Consider the following 22,937-nt stretch of genomic DNA (forward strand, 5'->3'; position numbering starts at 1 on the left):
CCGCACTGGGCGGGCCGGATTACATTTTGTCTTCGGTGTAGATCCCGCCGGACACGACGGCGCCGCCGATATCGCGGCGGCCATAGAGCAACGGCACGCAATGGCCTTGCGCGGTCGTAGTGACTGCACCGCCGAAGGCATAGCCCGGGTTGTTGCCGTCGCTCTCCTGCGGCTTGCCGGCCTTCATGGTCGGCGACAGCATCTGTGCCACCCCGCCGACCATCAGCCCCACACCGACCGCAATCAGCCCAGCGCCGACGCCCGTCCACGACGTGAACGCGCCGACCACGATCAGCACCGCGCCGAGGATGGTCTGGAACAGCCCACTCGACTTGCTGCCCATGACAATGGGCGCGATGCGTATGTCTTCCGCCGACAGGCTGGCCATGTCGGTCTCGTCGGCAGACAGGTTGCGCTGGCCCCGAAACACCGCGAAGGTCAGGCCGCGCGCCTCGGCCTCGCGCATGAACTTGCCGAAGCCTTCCAGCTGGCATTCCAGGGCGTGGCAGGCTTCACGCGGTGAACGTACGTCCAGGCGGAACTCGCGGCCGAAGCGCGCACCGAGCACGCCGTAGAGGCGTACCGTGGTCATGGGCATGGCGGCACCTCCGGCGCCTGCTTATGGCGCAGCACCAGGCGCGTGGACTCTAGCCAGTAACCGCCGAAGACATCGCGCGCCGAGCGCCGGCCGTATAGGTGGTGCAGCATGGTGCCCGGTGCCGCGTGCAGCGTCGGTTCGCTGGCCAGCGTGCCGTCTCCCAGGTAGATGCCGGCATGGTTGGGCTGTGGTGCGCGGATCTGCATGACGATCATGTCGCCGCGACGGATGTCGGCCACCTCGACCGGGTAGAACCCTGCAGCCTGATAGTGCTGCTCATAGAGGCTTTCACCCTCCTCCCACCAGAGGTCCCGGCGCGGGTAGTTGGGCAGCTCCAGGCCCCACTCGCGGGCGTACCAGTCGCGGCAAAGACTCCAGCAGTCGAGCACACCATGGGCGAACTCGCGGCCTACCAGGGGCGCGCTGTAGCCCTCCGGCTGGATCTCGGCCAGGTCGCCCTCCGGCCAGCTGATCACGTACCAGGGCAAGCCGTTGAGTTCGCAGCTCACGCGGTCGGCCATACTGGGCCGGGCTGGTGTGTCGGGGTGGCTATGAACCACGGCCTCCACCGTGCCGGCGTCTTCGGCGGCGGCATAGTCCTGCGGATCGAGCACGAAATGCTCGCTCGGGGTACGGGCGATGTTGCGGCACGGCACGTACTTACGGTGCCCGCGCAGCTGCTTGACGATCAGCCCGCAGCACTCGCGCGGGTACTCCTGCGCGGCATGGGCGGAGATCGCCCGCAGTAGGGTTTTATTCATGGGTCATCCCTTCATCATGCCGGCGCCGGGGCACCCGCCGAACGGCAAGGGGTTGTTGGCGCCGAATCGCTTTTTGCAGTCACTCAGGCAGCCGCCGCAGACATCTTGCGAAGGATCGCTGACGGGGTTACCTCGCGCGTCGAAAAACAGCGCTCCGGTGTAGCCACAGTCGGCGCCCCGGTAGCCGCCATGCTGCGCCCAGCTGCAGTACGTGCTGATCTGCCTTGCCGGCACCTGCTCGCCCTGCATGTCATCGGGGGACGCGAGGCGGAAGCGCACGACCTCGGGCGTCTCCATGACCTTTTGGCGGATGTCGGCGAAGGTGGTCAGCTCCTCGCTACTGGCGTTGGGGTTGCCCTGCGGGAAGTTGCGGGCATCGAGGTAGCGCACGAACGTCTCGCGGAAGGTCACGCGCACGCCGACGAAATCGGCGAAGCGCAGACACAGCGCGCTGATCCGGCCATTCAGGTTGCCCAGGCTGAGCGTGGGCGATGCGGGCCTGCCGTCGCCGCTGACGGCCCAGCCGGATGCCTCCACGGGCCACGGGTCATACTGCTGGCCCTGCCACCAGATTGGCCCCTCCTGCAGGTGCGGGTGAAAGCGAGGCGTGCCGGCGCCGATCGCCTCGCCGTCCAGCTCGTAGAGCACAATCTGATCGCCCGGCTGCAGGCGCTGGACATCTGCCTTGAGGGTCATAACGAACTCCAGAAACGACAACGCCCGCACAGGGCGGGCGCTGGGTGATGGGATGGGTTACAGCCAGACAACTGAGGGCGTGACTGGGTGGACTTCGAAGGGCTTCAGGGACTCGGGCAAGTTGCCGTCGAGGCGGAGGTTTACGTGCCAGCCGTCGATCCTGACCGGTGCAGGCGCCTCGTTATCGCCCTCCGAAGCGGGGTCTTCCGCCTCGTAGAGTGTGCCGATCACGTGGAGTGAATGGTGTTGGCCATCTGTGACCAGGCCGTCGGCATTACCGTACAAAGCACTTAGTTGCTGATCCGCTGTCTGCTCCAAAGGAAACACCAGATAATAGGTATTCATCGCGTCAGCTCCTTCAGCGTTGCAGCAGTCAAGCCCTGCGAATAGAACTGCAGGCGGCGCAAGTGCATCGGCGCAATTGCCGAGCTGAAATGGCTGCTGCCAAACCTGAGCGAAGTAGCGTTAATCGGCCATCCAGCCGGAGCAGCTGCCGAGAATACCTCCCCACCGTTCAACGCAGTGCTAACCGTTTGCGCGTCCCAAGACATTATCTGCCTGATATGGGCCGCTGCCCCTGCCGGCCCAATAGTCGGACCAGCGTCGCCCGACCGTGCATAGACCATGTTGGAAGGACCAGCGACAGCCGTATAAGCCAAGCCGATATAGTTCTTGCTATCTGCCCCAAGCGAGACACCAAAAGTGCCGCCCTTGGATCGCGTCCGGGAATCAGCATCGACGTAGACTGCGCCGGCTCCGGCTCGGAACCACGACGAAATCGCCTCCATTAGGCCAACGTCTCCAGCGCGCGTGACTGCCGCGCTGCCGGTGGGGATTGTGCTGCTAACATCCAGCCCGGTTTCCATCTGCCCGCCAGCAACCGCGAAACTCTTCGCCGTCGTATCCCCTGCGTAAATCGTGACGTTATGAACAGGAGATGCCGCGTTATCGACTGGCGCTGTCAAACCTATTCGATACCACCCGCCGAATCGGTGCTTAAAAATGAAACCTGTTGCACCCGATGAAGCAACAACCTTTCCGTTGATCAAGTCAAAATCAACGCTACGAGTCGTTGAGTAGGCCGCACCACCGAGCTGCAAACGCACGATCCCATTGCCCGAAATAGGCTTGGCATGAACGGACCAGGCTTGCTGACTGGTGCTGTTAGCCGCATTGGTCCGGTATACGCCGCTCGCAGCTGGCCCCGCCATGTTCAATACGCGTGCGGTAAGTTCACCATCTGGCCCCATTACCGGATCGGCATCCCATGTCGCCCCAGCATTCAAGTTCATCAGCGTCAGATTGGCTGAGTGAAGGAATGTATTCGTCCGCTGATCCTCCAACACAAGACCCACACTTTCGCCGGACGCCGGGTCGAATCCCAGGCGTGGGGCATTTGCAGATGCCATCTGCATCTTGCCCGTGCTGTCGTAGTACGCCGCTGCAGACGCTCGGGTAAAGGTGATGACATCAGCAAATGACATTTCTTGCCCATTGACCCGATACCGCTGATTGATGAAGTCCAAATCCAAGGACGGCACCAGCCCAGCAGGCAGGGTCGTCACATTGCCCATAACACTCATTTGCTCACCCCTGTAGCGATCCACTCCAGATAGCGATCGCTGAAGACTTGAATTTTGTCCCCGTCGCCCAGCGCGACCGTGCTGGTCAGGCGCTTGGCGCTGGGGCCGGTGATGGTTTCGGTGGTGACGATCGAGGCCGTCGCGCCGCTCTTCTTCTGCAGCCGGATCGACAAGCGCGTGTCGCCCAGGCCAGCTGCCGTGGCAATCAGCGTGCGCACCTCCGCCGGGCCGGTGATCAGATCCGACCAGGCCGAATCCTTGGACACACCGACCGCCGAGGCATACGCCAGATCCGGCGTGCCGCTGGCGATCCAGTCCACCGGGGCCGAGCTGGTGCATTGCAGCTTGTCGCCAGCACTCAGCGACAGGCCGCCCAGCGCGGGCCGGTGGGGCTGATTGGCGCCCAGTAGGTTGCCGGGCAGGATGTAGGAGGTTCCGCCGCCCTTCAGCACCAGGCGCAACGCCACACGCGCGTCGGCGCCGATGGCGTTGATCAGGATGCTGCTGATGGTGGCCACGCCCACGGCGAGATCCGCCCAGGCGTCGTTTTTCGTGTTGGCGACCCAGGTTTTCAGGTTCAGGCCCATGTGTTGCTCTCTCTGTCAGGGGGCAAACCACTGTTCAAACGTGGCGGATAGCGTGAAATTGCGGCGGCCGTGAGTGCCGATCTTGTAGCCCTTGCACCGATACAGCCCCGGTTCGCCAAGGGGTGGCGTCCAGATGAAGCTCGCCGCCCCCTTGTGCCGGTCAAAAAAGTCTTTGATGGGCTGCATCCGGGCCTGCTTCCCTGTGAAGGTCAGCGCCCAGCTCTGCTGCGAGTTGTTGATGCCCACTGCCAGGGCCTGCGCGTAGCCGTCACCAAAACGGCTTTCTAGGGCGCTCTGATTGACATCCCCTTGCGCGCCCACCCGGGCGTCCCAGGTGAATACCTCTGTCATCCGCGCCTCCGGTTCGGATCGAGCAAGCCGTTCTGACCTTGTTCGCTCATCAGCATCTGCCTGATGCGGCGATCAACAAACTCCGCTAACTCCTGCCCGAACTGCTCCATTCCGGGTGGCGTCTGCACGCTGCTCTGCCCTTCGCTGTCGATGTTGATTTGAATGTTCACATTCGGCCGGGAGTCGTTGGCCGCCTCCGGTTTGTTGCGCAGGAACTGCTTGAGGTCGCGGTTCGTGTTGGCGTCCACCACGCGCTCGCCGCGATCGAGCAGCCAAGTGCCCTCTCGTGGTACGTCGGTGATGCCGCTGTGAGCCATGCCGGCCAGGCCGACCGACTGCACCGCCGCCTGCAGGACGCCGGTTTCTACGGTCGCAGCAGCCACCGCGCCCAGGTTGTACGGGAACGGTGCGGACGCCCACGCCTGAGCGATGGCGGTCGATCCCGCCATGATGGTCTCCGCCAAGTGGAACGCCTTCGAAGCTGCAAACATCGCGCGATAGGCGCCGGACTCATTGCCCACCAGAGCCTCGGTGAGCCCCACCGCCGCGTCGAACATCTCCAGACGCTGGCCGATCTCAGCCTGAGATCGCGCCTTGCCCAGGTCTGTCAGCCGCGTGTTGTGCTGGGCGGTGAGTTCTTCGAGCCGCTTCTGATACGTCTCCTCGTTGATCAGCTTGTCATCGAGGAGCTTCTGCTGGATGGCCAGCTGCTCCTCGTGCCATTTCTCCAGTTCCTTGTCGGCCTTGCCGACCTTCTGCAGCTCACCAGCGGCACCACCCACCACGGCATCGAGGCCGGCGTATTCCGGCGCCCTACTGATGGTTGCCTTCGAGATCCGCTCAGCACCTGCCGCGTACTCGCCCCCCTTGAGCGTGCCGGCGTCGTTGGCCGCCTGCAGCACCTTCAGGCGTTCCCGGGCGGTAGCCAGCGCCTTTTCCTCGCTGGTCTGCAGGTTGGTCATCAGTGCATCGAATTCCTTGCGCGCGTTGAGCGCGTCCAACGCGATAGCCTGCCGCTCCAGCTCGATCTTTTTCGCCCCGTCCAGGGCGGCGAGTTCTCCGTGGGCGAGGTCGTAGCGCAGCTTGGCCAGCGTGGTGGTCTGGCCGTAAAGCGCCACCTGCTCGGCCATGCTGTCGCGCTGCCGGCGGAAACCCTCTTCCAGCTGCTTGGCGCCACGGGCGGCTTGCTCGGTGGCCTGTTTGATCCTGCGCTCCCCGTCCTGCGTTGCCTGCTTGGCCCTACGCTCGCCCTCTTCCCGCTGCTGTTTGCGCTTCTCCTCCAGATCGAGGAGCTGCTGGGTTGCGCGCAACTCGGCAGCCTTTTGCTTACCTTCGGGCGTGCTCTCCAGGCCCTCGCGCGCCATCTGCCTATCGAGCGCGGCGGCAGCGCCGGGATGCTGCAGGGCCTGCACCTGCTCGCGCATCTGTTCGAGGCGCTTGTTCCAGGCGTCCAGATTGGGGGCGGCAATCGTTGCCAAGCCCGCCCCGGCGTTGCGCGCAGCGGCGCCCACGTCGTTCAGGCGATCGCGAAGCGTCTGCGCCAGGTTGCCGGTGGTACTGCTTTCCTTGGTGGCCTCCTCATAGGCCAGCGCCAGTTCGTTGATCTTGCGGCGCAGATCCTCGCTTGGTCCGACGGCATCGATCAGCTGTTGCGAAGCCTTGGCGATGTCCTCGCCGCCCTTCACGCGCATCTCGAACTCGATCACCGCCCGCTCGCGGGCGAAGCTGTTGGCGCTGTACTGGTCGCCCCACTTGTCCGGCCCGTTGCCCGCGTCGCGGATATCGCGCAGGGCCTGCGCGGCCTTCTGCTGGGCTTCGGCCTGCCGGGACACCATTTCGTCCAGGCGGACGCGGGCCTGGCTGACGCTGAGCTTTTCCCACTCCTCGCGCAGCTCGCTGACTGGCCGGGTCAGGTCGGTTACGGCTTTCTCGGTCTTGTCGGCCGAGTCGTTGAACAGCAGGAAACTGGCAGCGGTCGCCGCCACGGTTACGGCAAGCCCGACCGGGCCACCCATGATGCCGAGCAAGCCGGCGCCGGCACGGCCCATCATCGAGCTGGCTCGCGAGTGGGCCAGCTCGGCGGCGGTCTGCGCGCGGGTGGCGCTGATGTCCTCCAGGCGCGCTAACCGAAGCCGGCTGAGCGCAGCGGTGTGCGCGTGGGTGCCCACCGTTGCGGCCACCTGAGCCTCGGCCGCGATCACCTCGGCCGCAGCCTTGCGGGCCAGCTGCGCGGTAATATCCATCTGAGCGGCCCGCCGACCAACTTCGGCGGAAATCGATTCACGGATGGCGCCGGCCTGCTCCACCAGAGCCTTGCCGGACATGACCGCCTGCCGGGTCAGGTAAGCCAGCCCGCCAACCATGGCGAGCTTCATCAGCGTATCGAGGTTGTTCGAGACAAACACGATCGCCTGCGCCAGGGCATTGGTGGCTCCGGTCGCCTCGTTCTCGTCCCCGACCCATTTCTGGAAATGGTTCCCCAGGCGGGTAAAGGCATCGGCGACGGTAGTCGGCATCTCCTCTGTCTTGCGGGCGAGTTCGTCCTGCTTGCTGATCAGGGCAGGCAACCAAACCGAGGTCACCAACTCGCCCTTGCGCGCCATGTTGCCGAGTTCGGCCTGTGTCTTGCCCAGCGCGTCGCCGATCGCCTCCACGATGGCCGGCGCGCGCGTCAGTACGGTGTTCCACTGATCCCCCTTCAGCGAGCCGATGGAGATCGCATCGGATACAGCCTTGATGGTGCTGGCCGTGCCTTCGGCGTTGGTTGCACTGACCGTCAGACCGCTGGCCAACACGTCAACGAATGCCACCGTCTGCTCGGTAGCAAAACCCATCTCCCGCATCTGCTTCGAGGAGTTGATGAACAGGTCTGCTTGATCGCCGTACTTCTTAAAGGTGCGGTCGCTGATTTCCATCAGCTTGTCCTGCACCGCTACCAGCTCTTCGTGCGAGCCGGTCACCATCTTCAGCCGCGAGTTCACCTGCCCCCAGTCATCGGCCAGGCTGACCAGGCTCCCCACGGCCAGCGCGCCGGCCATGGCACGGGCATAACCACCAACTCCGGCGGTGACTGATTCGAGCGCGCGGTTCTGCGCTTCGATCGCCGCCTGATGCGCCCGCCACCCCGGCACCGCCGCGCGATTGCCGTCGGCGATGTTGCGTAGGTAGCGATCGCCCAGGCGCCCCGCCTTGGCCATTTCGCGCTGATAGGCGCTTGTCTCGGCGGAAACCTTCACCACCAGGGCGCGCAGGAGCTGACCGCTCATAGATTCCTCCGAACGAAAAAAAGCCCGCCGGAGCGGGCTGTTCAGGTGTTGCTGTTGGATCCGTTGGCGAGGCCCATCAGGTACGTCTGGAACGCGTCGGCGCCGTCCTCCTCGGCGACCTTGGCGGGGGCATAGGCGGCGCCCCAGTCCGGTACCAGCTCGTCGGGCCGCACCTTCATGCCCTGCGCCTGATAGGGCGCGGCAGCGATGATGCCGGCGAGCACGTCGGCGCGGTCGTCGCTGATGGGCGAGATCCGGTCATAGGCTTGCCAGAGGAACAGCTCTTCGGCGGGCATGTGCCGCAGCTCGCCCAGCGTTTTGCCCAGGCGGAGGCCGAGGGCCAGCAGGAATGCCAGCGTCGGCTCCGCCTTCAGGCGTTTCCCGCGTCGGCCACCGGGTCGGCCGAGCTGACGGCGGCCCCGGACAGATTGAACGCCAACGTCACGAGTCGATCGTGAATCGGCCCATACGCCGGGGCGATGGTCGCCACGGCAACGTCGGGAAAGGCGCGTTCGCCGTTGGGGTAGTACAGGCAGCGGCATAGAACGTACGCGTACGCCTGATAGACGTTGATGGCGACCTTCACACCCTCGGGCACTTCTTCACGGGAGGAATACCCCTTCTGCTGCAAGGCGACCGCCTCCAGCTCGTTCAGCTGATCGCGGTAACCGGCCCAGTCCTCGGCGCTGAGCGCGCGAACGATCAGCTCGGCGTTGCCCCACTCCTCGATCGTGACGCGCTCGTGTTTGAAGTTGGCCAGCGGGTCGCTGGCGAAGGCCAGCAGATTCGCTGGCATTTTGGTCTGTCTGGCCATGGTTACGCCGCCGCAGGTTCGAAGGTGACGGCGCCGGTCACGCGTACGGCAAAGGAGCCGCTGACGGTGCCGCTCACGTTGGCCTCCCAGCTGAACTGGGTGACCAGGCCGAGAAAATAACTCTTCGAGCCGTCCTTGAATTCGACTTTGAAGGCGCGCGGTTCGCCGTCTGCGTAAGCGGCGCGGAGTACGGTTTGCGCTTCGTCGGCAAGCTTCCAGTGGCCGGACATGGGGAAGGTGCCGCCATCGCGCAGGCCGGTGGTGAACTCCTTGGTATCACAGGCCAGGGTGGTGACGTCGATCTCTTCCGACTGGCCACCCTGATACTGGGCCTGCTTGATGGTGACGGACAGGTTCGCATAGGTCAGGCCGGCGGCCTTGGGGTCGGTGGCGGCAAGCTTGGAGATGCTGACGAGCGTGCCGGGGCTCTTGGTGAATTGAGATTTCAATGCGGTTTGAGTGGCCATGCGTGGGCCTCCTACGGTTCAAGGGTGAATTCCCAGCGTGCGCAGTGCAGCTGGGTGGCAGTGTCGTGATCACCGGGCAGGCGCTGCGCGGCGGTGGTGTCGAAATCGGCGCCCGGGGCGGCCATGGCGTCGAACACGCGCAGGCTCAGGGCGGCGGCGGCGACCGAGTTGCGCGCCCAGGCGTCAACCTGAACCCGCACGGTGGACGTGCCGTCCAGGCCCGCCAGGACAAAGCCCCGGTCATCGTCCACCAGCACGAACACCAGGCGCGGCACGGGTGCGTCGGCGGGCGCGGCGTTGGCGTAGCAGTGCCCGCCGACCAGGGCTTGGAGCCGGTCGTCTATCAATTCCTCGATCATGGGTCAGCGGTTCCGGGCGTTGTCGATGCCGTCGGCCAGTCGGTCGATGGTGGCTTGCTCGATGCGCGGCAGGGAGCCGTCCCAGGCGGGCCGCACAAAGGGGTGTGAACGCTGGTGCAGCGTGCCCAGCTCTAGGAACTTCCAGTAGAACGCCGGACGCCCGTTCTTCGGTTTGGCGAACATCACGCCGGCCGAGACTTCGCCGTCCGCCCCTTTGCCTCGGGCGGGCTTGGCGATCACGCTGCGCTGCAGGTTGCGCGAGCGCACCGGGGCCGTGCTGCGGATTGCGTCGCGCCCTACCCGTGCGCCGGCCATGACGGCGCTGCGGGCTACCTTGCCTTCCAGGGCGCCGGAGAGCTGCAAGAAGTCGTCGGCCAGGTCATCCAGCCCCTGCACCGTCAGTGATGGGAGCATCAGGCTTTACCGTCTTGCAGAGCAGCACGATCATGCTGCGGGTGTTGTCGGGTAACGGGGCGACGATCTCGTAAGTCACCCCGGCGTTTTCCAAGCGCTGGCCGGCGGCGTAGGCGGCGCGGTAGCGCGTGACGATCTCCGCGCTAACCTCGGCCTGCAGCTGGGCGGCGGCCTCGAACGTGCGGCCGGTGGGGGCGCGAATCTCGCCCCATAGTCCCGGCCGCTCGGTCCAACCTTCATCCCAGCCGCCGCCACGGATACGCGTACGGCCAGGCACGAACCACTTACAGCGGTGCCTGAGTTTGCCTGCGCGCATGTCAGAACCTCGGCGGTACGGTGATTTCGGCTAGCAGCCCGTCCAGATGCGTGGGCGGCAGCTCGGCGAGGATGGTCCCCGCCACCAGCGTCTCGCGGAACTCGTGTGCAGTGCCGCATTGCATCAGCAGCCAGAGGCGCACTGAGGGGTGCGTTTCCAGATCCACGCCGGCCGAGTAGCGGATGCGCAGCACGCCATGCGGCCTGCCATCGCTGAAATACAGCCGGGCTTCCCTGCCCAGGCGCCGCAGGTTGAACGGCACCGTCAGCGCCATCGCTGTGCCGTCCGGCTCGACGCGTTCCACCGCAAGCACCTCCCGCGCCTGGCCCACGTCGAGGTAATGGCCTGATGGGTAATCCTCGGGCCATTCCTCCTCGTATGTGGCCAGGCGGATGGCGGCGCCGCTGCGCTGTTCGCACTGATGGGTGACGCCGGGGATGATTACCCCGGTTATCAGGTCCTGCTGCAGGTCTTCAGGTTCGAGACGGCACTGATAGGCCACCTGTTCCAACGTCAGCACGGGCTCGCCGATGTAGGCGATTCGGCGGGCCATCAGGGCTTATCGTCGTTGTTGTCGTCGTCGTCGTCGCCGTCGGTGCCGTTGTCGGCCGGCGGCTCGGGCTGTTCGGGTTCTTTCTTCGCCTTGGGCGCGGCCTTCAGACCCTTGGCCGTTGCCACGCCCGCGTCGACCAGATCCTGGGCGAGCTGCGCAGGGAAGCTGGCCACCTCCTCGGGGTTGTAGCCGCGCCAGTTCTTGACGAAGGTGACCGGCACTTTCTTTTCGTTGCTCATGCTGATGTCTCTGATTCGGGTGAAAACGAAAACGCCCCTCCAGGGAGGGGCGTCAGTTACATGTCTTTGCCCCAGTCCACGCCGATGGCAACCACGACCGATTCGACGTGGCGCGGTCCGAAGTCGTGTTCGGCGATCACACGGATCAGCGATTCGTCACGCTGGAAGGTGCTAACCACCTTACCGTTAGCGTCGGTGTAGGAAGCCTCTTTGCTGATGTCGATAACCAGAGACATTTCTTCGCCGATCATCAGATCAGCAAAGTTAGCGAAGTAAATTTCCGTCTCATTGCCGGCGGCACCCAGGTTGACGGGAATCTGCGTGGTCACAGCGTACGGGTAGCCCTTGAGCTTGCCTGCGGCGATCTCCGGGTAAGCCTTGTTGCCGTTGCCGTCACGCAACGATTCGAGCCAGCGCAGTTCACGGGGGTTCATCAGCCACCCGCATTGCTTCATGTTCACGTTCGCCGACTCGACCCGCAGCATCAGCTTGCCCAGGAACATCTCGACGGCCTGCAGGGTTGTCAGACTCGCCCCTTTCGGGGCTGTGATGACGTTATGAGCAAGTGCCCAGTAGCGCAGCCCCTTGGGCAGCAGTCCCCCACCGCCGTTGGAGCGAATGAAGTGCAGATCCTGCGAAAGGCCACAGCTGGTTACCAGATCGTTGACCACCAGGCTATCCACGTCCGGACTAACGCCGGACATTCGAATCAGGTCGTTGGCCACCGGCACCAGGGCGGCGGCCTTTTTGGCCGACAACTTGGTGTTTCCGAACGTCATCCCTGTCAGCTGAATGTCCTCTTCTGTTCCGATGTAAGTCACCACGGTGTTGCCAGTGATGCGCGGCATCGTCAGGTTGCCATTGTTCAGAGGCAGGCTACGCACACCCATGCTTCGAATGACCGACGCAGGCCGTAAGGCCTCGATCAGGTCGCGCGAATAGTTGGTTGGCACCAGCACGCCACCGGCGCCAGGGGTGACGGTGCCGAGTGCCATGGCAATCCCCGGATCGAACCCACCTTGCTGCGCCATCTGCGCAGCGGCCATCGGGTTACCCTGTGCCCCCGCCAGCAAGCGAACCATCTGCGCCACTTCGGCGCCTTTGACCTTGGGCGGCGTGAACGGGCCGGAGACGTGGCCACCGGGCGGGCCGGTGATGCCCTGTGCCGATTCGGTCAGCGGCACCGCACTGGCGGCGGCGAGGCGTTCAGCGGCCTCCGCCCGAGCGAGTTTGTCGGTCACGGCGTTGAACTGGGCTTCCAGCTCGGTGAACTGGCCGAGCTGTTCGGCCGTCAGCGAGCCACCGTCGGCCTCGATCTTGGCGAGTGCTTGAATCTTGGTGTTGATTTCTGCGCGTTCGTTGCGCAGCTGCAGGACAAGGGACATTGGCGCCTCCTGGGCGTAAAAAAGCCCGCACAGGGCGGGCTGAATGGTTACCGCGTACGCGGTCAGATTCGGGCTTGCATCGCAACCGCAGCGGCGCGCAGGCCGATGCGGTTCTGTTGGCGTTGCACGCGGGCGTTGGCCACGGCGCGGGACAGGTTATCGACGGCCGCCTGCGGGCTTTCCAGGCGGTCTGCCAGACCAGCGGCGATGCCGGCACGGCCACGGTACAGACCAGCCTCGGTGGCGATCACCTGCGCCTTGTCGAGGCTGCGATACTCGGCCACGGCGTTGACGAACAGTTGGTAACTCTCCTGCACGATCTCCTGCAGCACCGCCATGGATTGCTCGGTGAGGGGTTCGTGAGGGCTCAGGTCGTTCTTGTGAGCCCCGGCATAGACCGTAGTGACCTTGATCCCGGCCTTCTCCGACTGTTGCGAGCGGTCCATGTGGCTGGCGACAACGCCGATGGAGCCGACGCCGCTTGTCTCGCTGACCACCAGCTCGCTGCAGGCGGAGCCGATCAGGTAGCCGCCGGAGTACGCCATGAAGTTGACCAGGCCAGTAATGGGCTTGATCGCCGCCATGGCGCGGATATCGGCGGCCAGCTCGAACGCCCCCACGGCCGAGCCGCCGGGGCTGTCGATATCGAGCACCACGCGCTCCACCATTGGGTCGCTGATCGCCTGCCGCAGCTGCTGCCGCAACCCTTCGTAGCTGGTCATGGTTTCGCAGGCGTTGATGTGGCTGCCACGGCTGACCAATACGCCATGCACGCCGATGACCTCGATTCCGGTCTGCGCGATCGAGCTGCGCCGCTGTTCCTCCTGCTGCGCCAGGCGCGACGTGCTGTCGTCGTCATCCCACATTTGCGGGATGACCGGTGCGCCGATGTTGATGATGTTGAGCTGCATTGCCTGATTCGCCCAGCGCACGCCCAGGTCGAGCAGTTCGGGTGTGACGAGCAGGGGCTGATTGAATAGCAGGGTCGACGCCCTGAGATAGCGCCTCATACGCTTAGAATCCTCGCGATGTTGGCCTGTTCCTGCTCCAGCAGCGCCCGGACGGCCGGGTCTTTGGCATCGGGCAGGCCCTTGGTGGTGTCGACCATGTTCAGCGGCTGCAGGTAGATATCGCCGCCGTCTACCGGCGGCATGTTCTCCAAGCGGCGGATGTCGTTGACCGACAGCCAGCCCCACTGGCGGCCGACGGCGTACGCTTGATAGCGCGACTGCTGATCGCCGCGCAGCAGGCCGGACAGGTTGAATTCGATGAAGTAGTTGCGCCGGTCCTTCGGCAGCAGGAAGTCGCGCATCATCGACTGTTCGTGCCGCTTCACCCACGGCAGCGCGCAGAACACGACGAACTGAATCAGCAGCTGTTCGAGCGTGTTGTAGTTGGCCTTCTCCAGATCGTTGACTAGGGGCAGCGGGACTTTGTAGATCCGCGCGATGTCCGAGCCGCTGGCCTTGATAATGTTGATGATGTCGGCATCGACGTTGGTCATGGAGATGGGTCTGAACTGCATCCCCTCCTGCAGCAAGGCAACCTTTTTGGTGTTATCCATGCCGCTGTATTTCTCGCCCCACTGCCCGGTAATCCGGTCAATGGTGGCCTGATCGCTGATCCGTGGCGCCTCCTTCGGCCGCTCGATCACGCCCGACACGCTGGTGCCGTTGGCAAACGTCTTGCTCGTGTAGCGTCGCACCGCCAGGGCCAGGCCGACTGATTCGGCGTGCAGCTGGATCGGCGACTGACCGACGTAATGGTTCAGGCTTCCCCAGCGGACGTGGTGAATCATCCGCATGGGTAGCGGTTCGCTTGTGGCGCCGACGCGGTAGTACGGCAGCAGGTCGCCGCCCTTCAGGACGGTGACCTTCTCGGTGTGCAACGGCCAGACCGCCGTCACGTTGCCGTCGCTCCGGCGCTCGCAGAAGCTGTACGCGTTGCCGCGCAGGCCGAGGGCCATTTGGCTGCACTCCAGCCATTCGAACGGCGTCTGGAACCCGTTCGGCTGGTAGCGAAGCACGTCGTAAAGGGGGTGGTTTGTGGCCGCCTCCCGCTGGCCGTGCTGCTTGCGCTGGTAGAGTTCGAGCGGCAGCTGGCCGATGGTTTCGGCCAGCAGGGTCACGCAGTTCTGCAGTATCGGTAGAGCCAGTGCGGACTCGGGCGTGACTGCGATCCCCGATTCGTTGTTGCCGCGCCCGAAGATGCTGTGCCAGAAACCGCCCTTCTCCACGTCCACCAAGTTGCCTTTGCCCGGCCCCAGCAGGCTGGAAAAGAACATGTCAGCCTCCTCCGCTATCGCGCTGGGCCAGCAGCACCGCTGCAGCCTTGTCCGCCAGTTTCGCCCAGCCCAGGCAGCCGAGGCCGGCGACGATGAAGGCGGCCGGAATGTGGATCATCGCCACCCCCGCCACCAGCAGCGCGAAGCCGACCAGGCCGGCGAGCCAGGCCAGAATCTGTAATTTCATATGCCTACACCATCCTCGTAGACGGACTTGCCGCCGTGCAGGTTGCTGGATCCGCTGACGCCGGTCGCCATGACAGCGGCCACGATGCCGTCAATGCGGCCGGTAGCCTTCGCCTTGTTCGGCTTGCGGTTGTTTGCCGGGTCGGAGGTAACCACGGCGCTGGCCGCGTTCCAGGTCAACACCGGGTTACCGTCGTGGCGCAGGGTCTCGACGGTCTCGATCACTTCGTAATCCTCGGGTGACAGGTCGATCACCTCTCCACCCTGCCCCGGCACGATGCCGAGCAGACGGCGCTCGAACTCATCCACCGCCGGCCCCATCGATTCATAGCCCTGGCCGAAGCCTTCCAGCTCCGGCAGCTCTATGGCGTGCTCGTTCATCAGCTCGCGCAGATCCTCCACGCGCCAACGGTCGTAGGCGATCTTGCGCACGTCGAAGAAGTCGCAGATGGTCCGCAGTCGGCGCAGCACATGCAGCTTGCTGATGGCCCGGCCGGGGGTGGTTTCCAGATGGCGCTCTTTGATCCACACGCGGTACGGCACGTTGTCCCGCTTCTCGCGCTCTTCCAGCTCGTGGTCGGGAATCCAGAAGTACGGCAGGAGCCGCCAGTGCGGATCCTCCGCCGTCGGATAGAACAGCAGAACGAACGACGTCAGGTCGGTGGTGCTGGCCAAGTCCAGCCCGCCAACACAGGGGCGATTGCGCAGCACCCGCATGGGTACGGGCTCGCGCGCTTCCTCCCACACCTCCCAGGAGAGCCAGGGGCTGTTCGCCTGCGTCCAGCGGCAGAAGTTGAGGCGCAGCACCGTCGATTCCTTCGAGGGCAGGCCCCGCGCGTCTGCCACCTGTTCGCGCAGGTAGCGGCGGCCAGGGATTCCATCGGTCTGGCCCTCGGCGATGTAGTCGAGCGAGGGGTTCACCTTTGGCCAGCAGCTTTCGTCGTGCAGCGGGTCGTCGCCTTCGTCCAGGGAACACACGTAGGCGAAAATCGAATCGTTCTGCTCGATGCCAGCACAGACGCGTTTCGCGCGCTCGTGCTGTTGGCCACACACGCTGTTCTTGTCCGATCCGCTGTTGGTGATGATGACAATCATCGCCTTGCGGCGGTTCTTCGTGCCCGCGCGCATCAGCTCCAGGGCCGAGGCCGTGCGGTGTTCGTGCAGCTCGTCGATCAGGCCCATGTGCGGACGCGGGCCGGACTGGCCGTCGTCGGCGCTGATGGGCCGGAAAAAGCTGTTGGTGTTCGGATAGAACAGGTTCCAGACCTTTTCGTTCTGCCCGCTCTGCACCAGGCGCGTCACCAGATGGTGCGAGAGGTTGACCATGGCCACGGCGTCGCGGAACAGGATCATGGCCTGATCCTTCTTCGTCGCGGCGGCGTAGATTTCCGCTCGCACCTCGCCGTCCGAAACCAGGCCGTAGAGGCCGATCCCGGCCAGTAGCGGCGACTTTCCCGAGCCCTTGGCCGTCTCGATGTAGGCCATCCGGAACCGCCGGAATCCGTCGTCCGTCATCCAGCCGAACAGCGAGCCGATCACGAACGCCTGCCAGGGCGCGAGGATGAACGGCAGGCCCTCGAACTCGCCGCCGTTGAGGTTCAGCACCTCCTCGAAGAAGGCAATGGCGCGCTGCGCCAGATCCAACCGCCAGACCAGGCCGCGAGACGGGCCGAGCTGCAGGTCGCTGAGATGCCGCCGGCAGGCGTTGCGCACGTCAGGGCCGGCGAGTATGTCGCCGTCTACTACGGCTTGCGCATAGGCCGTGGTCCGGTCTTCAGTCGAAGAATCGGGCGGCGGCGTCTCGTGGTTCATTGGGTAAAAGTTCTCCTTGGGCCGGCAGCACGACCATGGCCTTCATCGCCCTGCGCGCCACAGGAGAGAAACCGAACAGTGCGCCGGCTTGGTTCGCTGCCTTGGCAGCAGCACGCGCGGCGCTGCGCAAGGGGCTCTCTTGCCGAGTGCCGTTGCTGAAGGTCTGGAACTCGCCGCCGAATCCATCGGCCGACGCGGCGTTGAGGCGCGCTATCTCGGTTTCGAGCGCCACCCACCGGGTGTACTCGGTGCAGTAGGTGGCAAGCGCGGCTTGATCGAGCTTGGTGACCCAGCCCAGCACCACGAGATCCGCCACAACGCGGTCCCACTCCTCGGCCGCAGCCTTGGAGAGAAAGTCGGGCTTTGGCGGCGCCTCCACCGGCACGGGTGGTTCCTTCACCTCCGCCATCAGGGAGGCCGTGGGCAACTTGCTGGGGTTCCCCCGCAAGACGTGGACAGACGCCGGCAAAGGCCGGCGTCCAGAGTTCGAATTACCGGCCATAACTACCTCTCGTTTACCCCCCCCCTATGTCCATATTTCCCGGCGTTGCGAACGGAGGGGAGTCCCCGGTCTAGAGCGCTCGGGGACTGAAGTTTTTGACCCCCCCTACCCCTTGGGCGGCGGGCATGTCAGCGCCTGGCGTTCCAGTGATGACGCGGATCGATCGGGCGCCCGTCAACGGAGCAGCCGGCACGCGTGCCCGACTTCTCCAAGCGCTGTTTGATTGAGTTGTGGCAGTGCCCGCACAAGCCCTGCCAGTTGTCCCGATCCCAGAAGAGTTTCCAGGCTGCGCGAATGCGCGCGCTGTCCCCGCTCGCCTTCGCCTCGCCCAGGCGTGGCGCTTCTTTGTGATCCACCACCTCCGCCGCTACGGGCCGCAGACTTGTGGAGCACTCGGAACAGAACGGGTGATCCCGCAGGTAAGCATCCCGGGCCTGCTGCCAGCGATAGCCGTAGCCACGCTGCGCAGACGAGCCACGCTCAGCCATCGCCGCCTTCCTTGGGACCAGGCTTAGGCCGGCGTAGCAGCTGCCCCACGTTCCCCCGCACAACCACCAGGGCGGCGAAGAGCATGCAATTGATGCCGCCGTTCGCGACGTAAGCGAGCCGCGCAGCGAATGGCACTCCTCCCAATGCCGCCGCGTTGAAAAGAGCCGTTAGGCCAGACGACACGGCGAGCAAGTACGCCATCCACGTCAGCCAGCGATTGCTGACTGATCCGCAGTAGTGAAAGGCGACCATGTAGAAGATGCCGCCGCATACCAGTGTGTCCAACACGGTAGCGGGCAGCGGAAGCCCCGGAAGCGGCTGCACCCACTGGCCTAGCCACTGAATCATCGACATTACCCAGTCCATCACCGCCCCCTCCACGTCCGGACGTCTTGAATGATCTTCCGCAGCGGCGTGCTAGCCAGGTACTGCAGCAAGCGCACAATGATCGCGCTCGCAATCAGCGCGCCCACACCGTGCGGAATCTCAGCCTGACCCAGCGCGAGAAACGTAAAACCTTTCGCCGCAGGTGCAGCGGCCAGCACACCCGCCACCCACGCCGCAGCGAACAACGCCACCTTGATCAGTACCGGGGTTGCCTGCAGGTTCAGCATGTAAACCACTGCCCCGCAGAACGCGCCCGCCACAACCCCCAGGAATCCGTCCGCCTGCACGCCCAGCAGCGCAGCCGCCACAGTCGTTGCCGCAGTCAGTCCCGGCGCCGAAATAGTTCCGCCTGCCATCCCTCACTCCCACCCGCACGCGGGCATAAAAAAACCCGGCGCAAAGGCCGGGTTTCAGTTCGTTCTATTACCGTCGCACTACAGGCAGACCGGTAACACCGTGCCTGCTTTGTACCCCCCGTTTGCCACGGCGTCACCCAAATCCGCCTTTGGTGCGCCAATATCTTTTTGGGGGCCTTGATTCATGCGGGTTTCGTCATTCTTCGTCGGTGAACAGTCAGGCAGCTCGGCGCAGCAAACTGCCTTGAATCGCCACATGCGCCTCGTGTAGACGGCGGTAGAAGGTCCGCTGGCTGCACCCGCAGTGCGCATGCTTCTGCGACTCCAGGCTATCGGTGTTCACGTAGTGCTCCCACACCACCTGCTCCAGCTCCTCCGGCAGACGGTGACGGTTCATCAGCATCTCAACTTCCGCCGCCTGCCCGATCAACACACTACTGCCCCGGTTGGTGCTGCGGATCAGCTCGCCGCCAGTGTCCATCAGCAGCGCAATGACATTGCCGAAGCCCGCGCCCTGCGGGTTGCGCAGTCCAGGGCCGTGGAACTCATAGGCCCATACCTCCAGCAGTTCATCCATGGCTCGAATCATCGTCTCAACTCCAGCTCGGCCAACCCTATGCAGCTTTGGACCCCACCCTATACACAACCCTATCCACAAAAATTCTTTATAAAACAACACATTAAGAACTGATGGTTAGAGTGTATAGGGTGGTTAGGGTTGTTCCTTAATAGGGGGTTTTACTTGGGATGGGGAAAGGGGAAGGCTTAACGGATCACACTGCACACGCACGCGCGTACGCGCGCGCGCAACCCTATACACCCGATACAGCTTGCGCAGAGGCCCGCCGTTCGTGGCTTCCCGATGTATAGCGTTCAAATCGCGACCCTAAACAAGGCTATCCACCCTATACAGGCTCCGGCTCGGGTTCCCGACGCCCAGGCGTGGCAATAGGCTGAGCCCAGCCCCGCAGCCTCTCCCACTTCTCCGGATGCCAGCCGGCCGCATGCGCCGCATCGCGGAACGTCTTCACCAGCTTTCCAATGGCCTTGGCATCGCCTAGCGCCACCCCTGACGGAAGGTCCGGAACGAATAAACGCGTGTACTGACGTACCGAGAAGTCGTCGTACCAGTGAACCTGTCCCTCCGACTTCGCAATGTGCTTACTGGCGAACAACCCGAACTTGGTTTCAGTTAACACGCCATGCTCGCGGGTCGCCGCACACCACGCGCAGTAGAGCCCGTAAACATCCGAGGCGACGGCCACGTTATAGGGCACATCCAGCAGCCCGCCTTGCCATTGCTTCAGGAACGTCTCCCACCCGGAGCGCGACACCTCGACCAGCCACTGCCGAGCTGGGGTATTGATCGGCTTCGTGTGCTCGTTGAAATCTCCGCAGTCGTAGTCGAGCAGGTACTGAAGGAACGCCGCCGGGCCGCCGTTCTCTAACTCCCAGGACACGCGTTTCTGCGCCTTCTCCGCCAGCGTCTTCTCCGGCCACAGCACCAACAACCGCCGGTCATTCTCCGAGATCGGCCAGGGCATCAGCTCATTGGACAGGAACACCGCGTTCATGAACGACGCTTCCTCCCACCCGTTTATAAACTTCGATTCGATCCGCACCGTCTTGCCCGTGATCAGGTGCTTCACGCGCCCTACCGAGTTGTACCGCTGGTCCCGCGAAACAACCTCCTCGAACACCGCATACAGCTTCGAAGACCGCCACGCCGACCACGACGATTCCAACTGCTCCTGTCCAACCGTGGCCATGTACATGCCGTACACCTCCCGCATCACATCCGACAGCAGCAGGCTTTTGCCCGAGCCCTCGAAGATGCTGTGCAACAGCAGCGCTGTGTCCATCTTCTTACCCAGGTTCTGCAGCGGATAGGCCAGCCAGCAGGTAACCCAGTGTTCCGCAGCCTTGTCTCCGTTGCACTGATGTTTGATCAGGTAGCGGATACCCTTGCACCGATCCAGATCCGCAACTGGAGTCAGCGGCAGTCCCTCGAACAGGTTGATATGCGTCGCCGGAGACGCCCGCATGGTCGGATCGAAGACCAGATTCACCGCCGGGATAACCTGCCGCCAAGGGCTGTTCACCCACAGCTTGAAGCCGTCGCCGAGGGCCAGCTGAACGGCCTTCGCCGGCAACCGCTCGCGCAGCTTCCGGTCCCATATGTCTTGCGACCCATCGAGGTACACATACCGCTCGGTCGACGTCATACCCTCCACATCGTCAGGCTTGCCGGCCTCCACCCTCGCCTCGGCTTCCTGACGCTTGGCCAGGTGCTCAGAGACTACCCGCTTCTTCTCGCAGACCAACCACGCTTTAGCCAGGGGCTTGCCCACCAGCATCTCGAATGCGCGCCATTTCACTACCGCACGCCCGACCAGATCGAACACCGACGTCGACCCGAACACCAGGGCGAAGCGTTTCAGAATCGCCTCGATATCCCACGGCAAGCCCTCCCCCTCGCCCCCCTGATCAGGAGCAGCCGCAGGATTCTCCGCAACCGTGTCAGGCTCTGCCGGAGGCCGCTCACGGCCGGGCCGGGCTATCCCCAGCATCCGCGCCGCCGCTTTCACCGCCGCATTGTGGTCGCCCCCGTGATCGAGGATGCGGAACACATCGAATGCGTCATTCCGGTGGCCGTTGCACAGTGGGTCACTCCCGTGGTGCGAGAACAACGTGCCCTCCGCGATCGTGATCCCCGCAATCCCCGAAGTGCTACCCGGGCACAGCCACTTCATCCCCCGGCGCTCGTACCCGTGGGACTCCAGCAGCTGCTCCACGTCATGCGCCCGATTGAACGCATCCACGGGCGACTCGCCCTCACCTGCAGCAGCCTTCGGCCGCTTCGCCGTCTTCGCCTTCATCGGCGCCGATGCCTTCGGCGCCCACGGGCAGCAGGCCAGACCGTCCCGCTTCACGATGTCCCAGTTCACCCAGCCGCGCAGCAGCTCAACCGGCAGTTCAGGGATAGGCCCCGACTCCGGCAACGGCGTGCGCCAGGTGTAGGGCTGGCCAGTGTTCGGGTGGATCGACGGCGGCAGCACGTCTTGCACGTCGCCCGCCCGCAGCTCGAACACCGTAAACGGGGCGACCGCCTTCGCATCGGCCTGCGCCGTTTCCATCGCCGTCAGCGCCTCCGCCTCGGCGGCATCGTCGCCCACCTTGCGCGCCACCTCGGCGGCCTTCTTCGCCGACGCCTTCCGCTGATTCGCTGCGCGGAACTTCGAACCGTCAGGGTCCGCCTGATTCGGCCAGGTCAGCTTATGCGCCCCCAGCTCGACACCCTCGGGGACCCGGAACATCACCCGGCAGCGCTCAGGGTTGCCAACCACCGTCGGGAACACCAGCTGCAGCGCATCGAGGTCAACGCCCAACACCTCCCACAGAACCTGTCGAGCGGACTCCTTGTCGTCGACGTCCAGGGAGCAAACCCCGGACGGCGCCAATACCACGCCCAGGTTATGCGTCGGGTGTTCGGTCCAGAACACTTCCGCCGCTTCGGCGTCCGTGAAGTATCCGCCCGGCTTGTTCCAGCCGTTGACTGTTGGCCCTTTTGAGCCTGCAGGAATGTCCACCAGGGCCAGCCTGAGAACACGGATATAGCGGCTAGCAGCAGCCGCAATCGGCGGAAGACTCATGCGCATTTCCGTACCTCCACCGTCTGTTCCTCCAAAGCCTGACACTCCACGCACCGGGTACACCCGCGCGCAGCTTCGCGGCGCGGCTCCGGAATCGGCGATCCACAGTCCCAGCAGTTATCAGCGGAAACCGCCACCGCAGTGGCTTCAAAGCGCTGAAGTCGTTCGTTCAGCGCGTGCTCCTGATACACCAGCTCGTCCGCCAGTGCGCGATCGGCTGCGTCAACCATTGCCGAGCCTCCTCTGCGGCGCCGCCAGCAACGGCGGGCGCTCCCTGCACAGCTGCGCACACAGCGCATAGGCCGCATTGAGCTGCCGTTTTGCCGCCGTCCAGAGAGAGTTCGCCGGCTGCAGATCCTCGCCGGCATCCACTGCCACGGCAGCGCGCGCCGTCAGCTCGGCCGCGCTGTGCAGCACCTCTGCCACCGCCGACAGCACCGACGGCGAATCGCTCACCTCGTCCGCATACATCGCGAACGAACCGCCCAACGTCTGATGCAAGCAGTCGAGCACCAGGCGCCGGCCTTGCGGCGTCACGTAAGCCAGGAAATCCAGCAGCTCGGGGAGGTTCAGATGGGGGGTATCGTGGGGGTTGAATTTGTGGGAAAGCGTGGTGGGGTTACGCCCGGTGGCATTGGCAAACCCGGTGATTCCACCCCGGCAGTGAGCCATGTTCGTGGCTACTTCGTGCAGGAGCGGAATTAACGCTATATTGCGATGATGGCAAAGTGTCATGAGCAGACGCATCCTTAACGTCGCCAGTGCCCGGCCGCAATTTATGGGATAAAGTGCGGCCCGTGACTGGCTAACCCTGGTCACCGTCAGCGGACCTGTTCGTGGTGAATATCCCGCTGACGACGTTATGGCCGGGGCTGCTTC

At 64.2% G+C, this 22,937-nt stretch carries 29 protein-coding genes; all 29 read right to left on the minus strand.

The genetic code is table 11. From position 1 onward, the window contains the following. Positions 1–19 precede the first annotated feature (19 nt). The 29 genes from ACIPK7_RS05280 to ACIPK7_RS05420 all read right to left on the minus strand — a co-directional run bounded on the left by ACIPK7_RS05280 (position 20) and on the right by ACIPK7_RS05420 (position 22,805). Positions 20–598 (minus strand): tail assembly protein, encoded by a 579-nt coding sequence (locus ACIPK7_RS05280; protein WP_401086028.1) that lies wholly within the window; start codon positions 596–598, stop codon positions 20–22. Then, on the minus strand, positions 589–1,359 hold the full coding sequence (locus ACIPK7_RS05285; RefSeq protein WP_401086031.1) for a C40 family peptidase: 771 nt from the start codon (positions 1,357–1,359) through the stop codon (positions 589–591). The genes ACIPK7_RS05280 and ACIPK7_RS05285 overlap by 10 nt, the downstream gene beginning before the upstream one ends. A gap of 3 nt (positions 1,360–1,362) precedes the next feature. Further along, on the minus strand, positions 1,363–2,055 hold the full coding sequence (locus ACIPK7_RS05290; protein ID WP_401086033.1) for a phage minor tail protein L: 693 nt from the start codon (positions 2,053–2,055) through the stop codon (positions 1,363–1,365). Positions 2,056–2,112: 57 nt separating this feature from the next. Next, a complete protein-coding gene (locus tag ACIPK7_RS05295; RefSeq protein ID WP_401086036.1) occupies positions 2,113–2,400 on the minus strand; it encodes a hypothetical protein in 288 nt (95 codons plus the stop codon). After that, positions 2,397–3,638 (minus strand): hypothetical protein, encoded by a 1,242-nt coding sequence (locus ACIPK7_RS05300; RefSeq protein ID WP_401086039.1) that lies wholly within the window; start codon positions 3,636–3,638, stop codon positions 2,397–2,399. The genes ACIPK7_RS05295 and ACIPK7_RS05300 overlap by 4 nt, the downstream gene beginning before the upstream one ends. Then, positions 3,635–4,225 carry a hypothetical protein gene (locus ACIPK7_RS05305; protein WP_401086042.1) on the minus strand — a complete coding sequence of 197 codons (591 nt, stop codon included), beginning with the start codon at positions 4,223–4,225 and terminating at the stop codon, positions 3,635–3,637. Before ACIPK7_RS05305 ends, ACIPK7_RS05300 begins: the two co-directional genes overlap by 4 nt. A 15-nt stretch (positions 4,226–4,240) precedes the next feature. Continuing rightward, positions 4,241–4,576 carry a phage tail protein gene (locus ACIPK7_RS05310; RefSeq protein WP_401086045.1) on the minus strand — a complete coding sequence of 112 codons (336 nt, stop codon included), beginning with the start codon at positions 4,574–4,576 and terminating at the stop codon, positions 4,241–4,243. Next, entirely contained in the window at positions 4,573–7,842 is a 3,270-nt protein-coding gene (locus tag ACIPK7_RS05315; protein ID WP_401086048.1) for a tape measure protein, read from the minus strand. Before ACIPK7_RS05315 ends, ACIPK7_RS05310 begins: the two co-directional genes overlap by 4 nt. Before the next feature lie 41 nt (positions 7,843–7,883). Continuing rightward, positions 7,884–8,138: a hypothetical protein gene (locus ACIPK7_RS05320; RefSeq protein WP_401086050.1), complete on the minus strand. Its 255-nt coding sequence runs from the start codon at positions 8,136–8,138 to the stop codon at positions 7,884–7,886. 74 nt (positions 8,139–8,212) lie between these two features. Continuing rightward, positions 8,213–8,656, minus strand: coding sequence for a phage tail assembly chaperone (locus tag ACIPK7_RS05325; protein ID WP_401086053.1), 444 nt, complete (start codon positions 8,654–8,656; stop codon positions 8,213–8,215). Between the two features lie 2 nt (positions 8,657–8,658). Beyond that, on the minus strand, positions 8,659–9,123 hold the full coding sequence (locus tag ACIPK7_RS05330; RefSeq protein ID WP_401086055.1) for a phage tail tube protein: 465 nt from the start codon (positions 9,121–9,123) through the stop codon (positions 8,659–8,661). Between the two features lie 11 nt (positions 9,124–9,134). Beyond that, complete coding sequence (locus ACIPK7_RS05335; protein ID WP_401086058.1) at positions 9,135–9,470, minus strand: DUF3168 domain-containing protein; 336 nt, start codon at positions 9,468–9,470, stop codon at positions 9,135–9,137. 15 nt (positions 9,471–9,485) lie between these two features. After that, on the minus strand, positions 9,486–9,896 hold the full coding sequence (locus tag ACIPK7_RS05340) for an HK97-gp10 family putative phage morphogenesis protein (RefSeq protein ID WP_401086061.1): 411 nt from the start codon (positions 9,894–9,896) through the stop codon (positions 9,486–9,488). After that, positions 9,862–10,173, minus strand: coding sequence for a phage head closure protein (locus ACIPK7_RS05345; protein WP_401086064.1), 312 nt, complete (start codon positions 10,171–10,173; stop codon positions 9,862–9,864). Before ACIPK7_RS05345 ends, ACIPK7_RS05340 begins: the two co-directional genes overlap by 35 nt. Positions 10,174–10,213: 40 nt before the next feature. After that, entirely contained in the window at positions 10,214–10,765 is a 552-nt protein-coding gene (locus tag ACIPK7_RS05350) for a hypothetical protein (RefSeq protein WP_401086067.1), read from the minus strand. Beyond that, positions 10,765–11,004 carry a hypothetical protein gene (locus tag ACIPK7_RS05355; protein WP_401086070.1) on the minus strand — a complete coding sequence of 80 codons (240 nt, stop codon included), beginning with the start codon at positions 11,002–11,004 and terminating at the stop codon, positions 10,765–10,767. The genes ACIPK7_RS05350 and ACIPK7_RS05355 overlap by 1 nt, the downstream gene beginning before the upstream one ends. A gap of 56 nt (positions 11,005–11,060) precedes the next feature. Beyond that, complete coding sequence (locus tag ACIPK7_RS05360; protein ID WP_401086072.1) at positions 11,061–12,389, minus strand: phage major capsid protein; 1,329 nt, start codon at positions 12,387–12,389, stop codon at positions 11,061–11,063. A gap of 62 nt (positions 12,390–12,451) precedes the next feature. Beyond that, complete coding sequence (locus ACIPK7_RS05365) at positions 12,452–13,399, minus strand: S49 family peptidase (protein WP_401086075.1); 948 nt, start codon at positions 13,397–13,399, stop codon at positions 12,452–12,454. Then, the gene (locus ACIPK7_RS05370; protein ID WP_401086078.1) at positions 13,396–14,673 is read right to left on the minus strand and encodes a phage portal protein; all 1,278 of its coding nucleotides are present in this window, start codon (positions 14,671–14,673) and stop codon (positions 13,396–13,398) included. Before ACIPK7_RS05370 ends, ACIPK7_RS05365 begins: the two co-directional genes overlap by 4 nt. A 1-nt stretch (position 14,674) precedes the next feature. Beyond that, a complete protein-coding gene (locus ACIPK7_RS05375; protein WP_401086081.1) occupies positions 14,675–14,860 on the minus strand; it encodes a hypothetical protein in 186 nt (61 codons plus the stop codon). Further along, on the minus strand, positions 14,857–16,671 hold the full coding sequence (locus tag ACIPK7_RS05380; RefSeq protein ID WP_401086083.1) for a terminase large subunit: 1,815 nt from the start codon (positions 16,669–16,671) through the stop codon (positions 14,857–14,859). The genes ACIPK7_RS05375 and ACIPK7_RS05380 overlap by 4 nt, the downstream gene beginning before the upstream one ends. Next, on the minus strand, positions 16,634–17,080 hold the full coding sequence (locus ACIPK7_RS05385) for a P27 family phage terminase small subunit (protein WP_401086086.1): 447 nt from the start codon (positions 17,078–17,080) through the stop codon (positions 16,634–16,636). The genes ACIPK7_RS05380 and ACIPK7_RS05385 overlap by 38 nt, the downstream gene beginning before the upstream one ends. Before the next feature lie 221 nt (positions 17,081–17,301). Continuing rightward, on the minus strand, positions 17,302–17,661 hold the full coding sequence (locus ACIPK7_RS05390) for an HNH endonuclease (protein ID WP_401086089.1): 360 nt from the start codon (positions 17,659–17,661) through the stop codon (positions 17,302–17,304). Beyond that, on the minus strand, positions 17,654–18,028 hold the full coding sequence (locus tag ACIPK7_RS05395; protein WP_401086092.1) for a hypothetical protein: 375 nt from the start codon (positions 18,026–18,028) through the stop codon (positions 17,654–17,656). The genes ACIPK7_RS05390 and ACIPK7_RS05395 overlap by 8 nt, the downstream gene beginning before the upstream one ends. Next, a complete protein-coding gene (locus tag ACIPK7_RS05400) occupies positions 18,028–18,405 on the minus strand; it encodes a putative holin (protein ID WP_401086095.1) in 378 nt (125 codons plus the stop codon). The genes ACIPK7_RS05395 and ACIPK7_RS05400 overlap by 1 nt, the downstream gene beginning before the upstream one ends. A 217-nt stretch (positions 18,406–18,622) precedes the next feature. Further along, entirely contained in the window at positions 18,623–18,982 is a 360-nt protein-coding gene (locus ACIPK7_RS05405) for a hypothetical protein (protein WP_401086097.1), read from the minus strand. A gap of 328 nt (positions 18,983–19,310) precedes the next feature. Further along, positions 19,311–22,058 (minus strand): bifunctional DNA primase/polymerase, encoded by a 2,748-nt coding sequence (locus tag ACIPK7_RS05410; protein ID WP_401086099.1) that lies wholly within the window; start codon positions 22,056–22,058, stop codon positions 19,311–19,313. Further along, complete coding sequence (locus tag ACIPK7_RS05415; RefSeq protein WP_401086102.1) at positions 22,055–22,288, minus strand: TraR/DksA C4-type zinc finger protein; 234 nt, start codon at positions 22,286–22,288, stop codon at positions 22,055–22,057. Before ACIPK7_RS05415 ends, ACIPK7_RS05410 begins: the two co-directional genes overlap by 4 nt. After that, entirely contained in the window at positions 22,281–22,805 is a 525-nt protein-coding gene (locus tag ACIPK7_RS05420) for a phage regulatory CII family protein (protein WP_401086104.1), read from the minus strand. Before ACIPK7_RS05420 ends, ACIPK7_RS05415 begins: the two co-directional genes overlap by 8 nt. Positions 22,806–22,937 lie beyond the last annotated feature (132 nt).

It is taken from the genome of Pseudomonas sp. NPDC086581, from assembly GCF_044746165.1.
In the GTDB taxonomy this organism is placed as follows: domain Bacteria; phylum Pseudomonadota; class Gammaproteobacteria; order Pseudomonadales; family Pseudomonadaceae; genus Pseudomonas.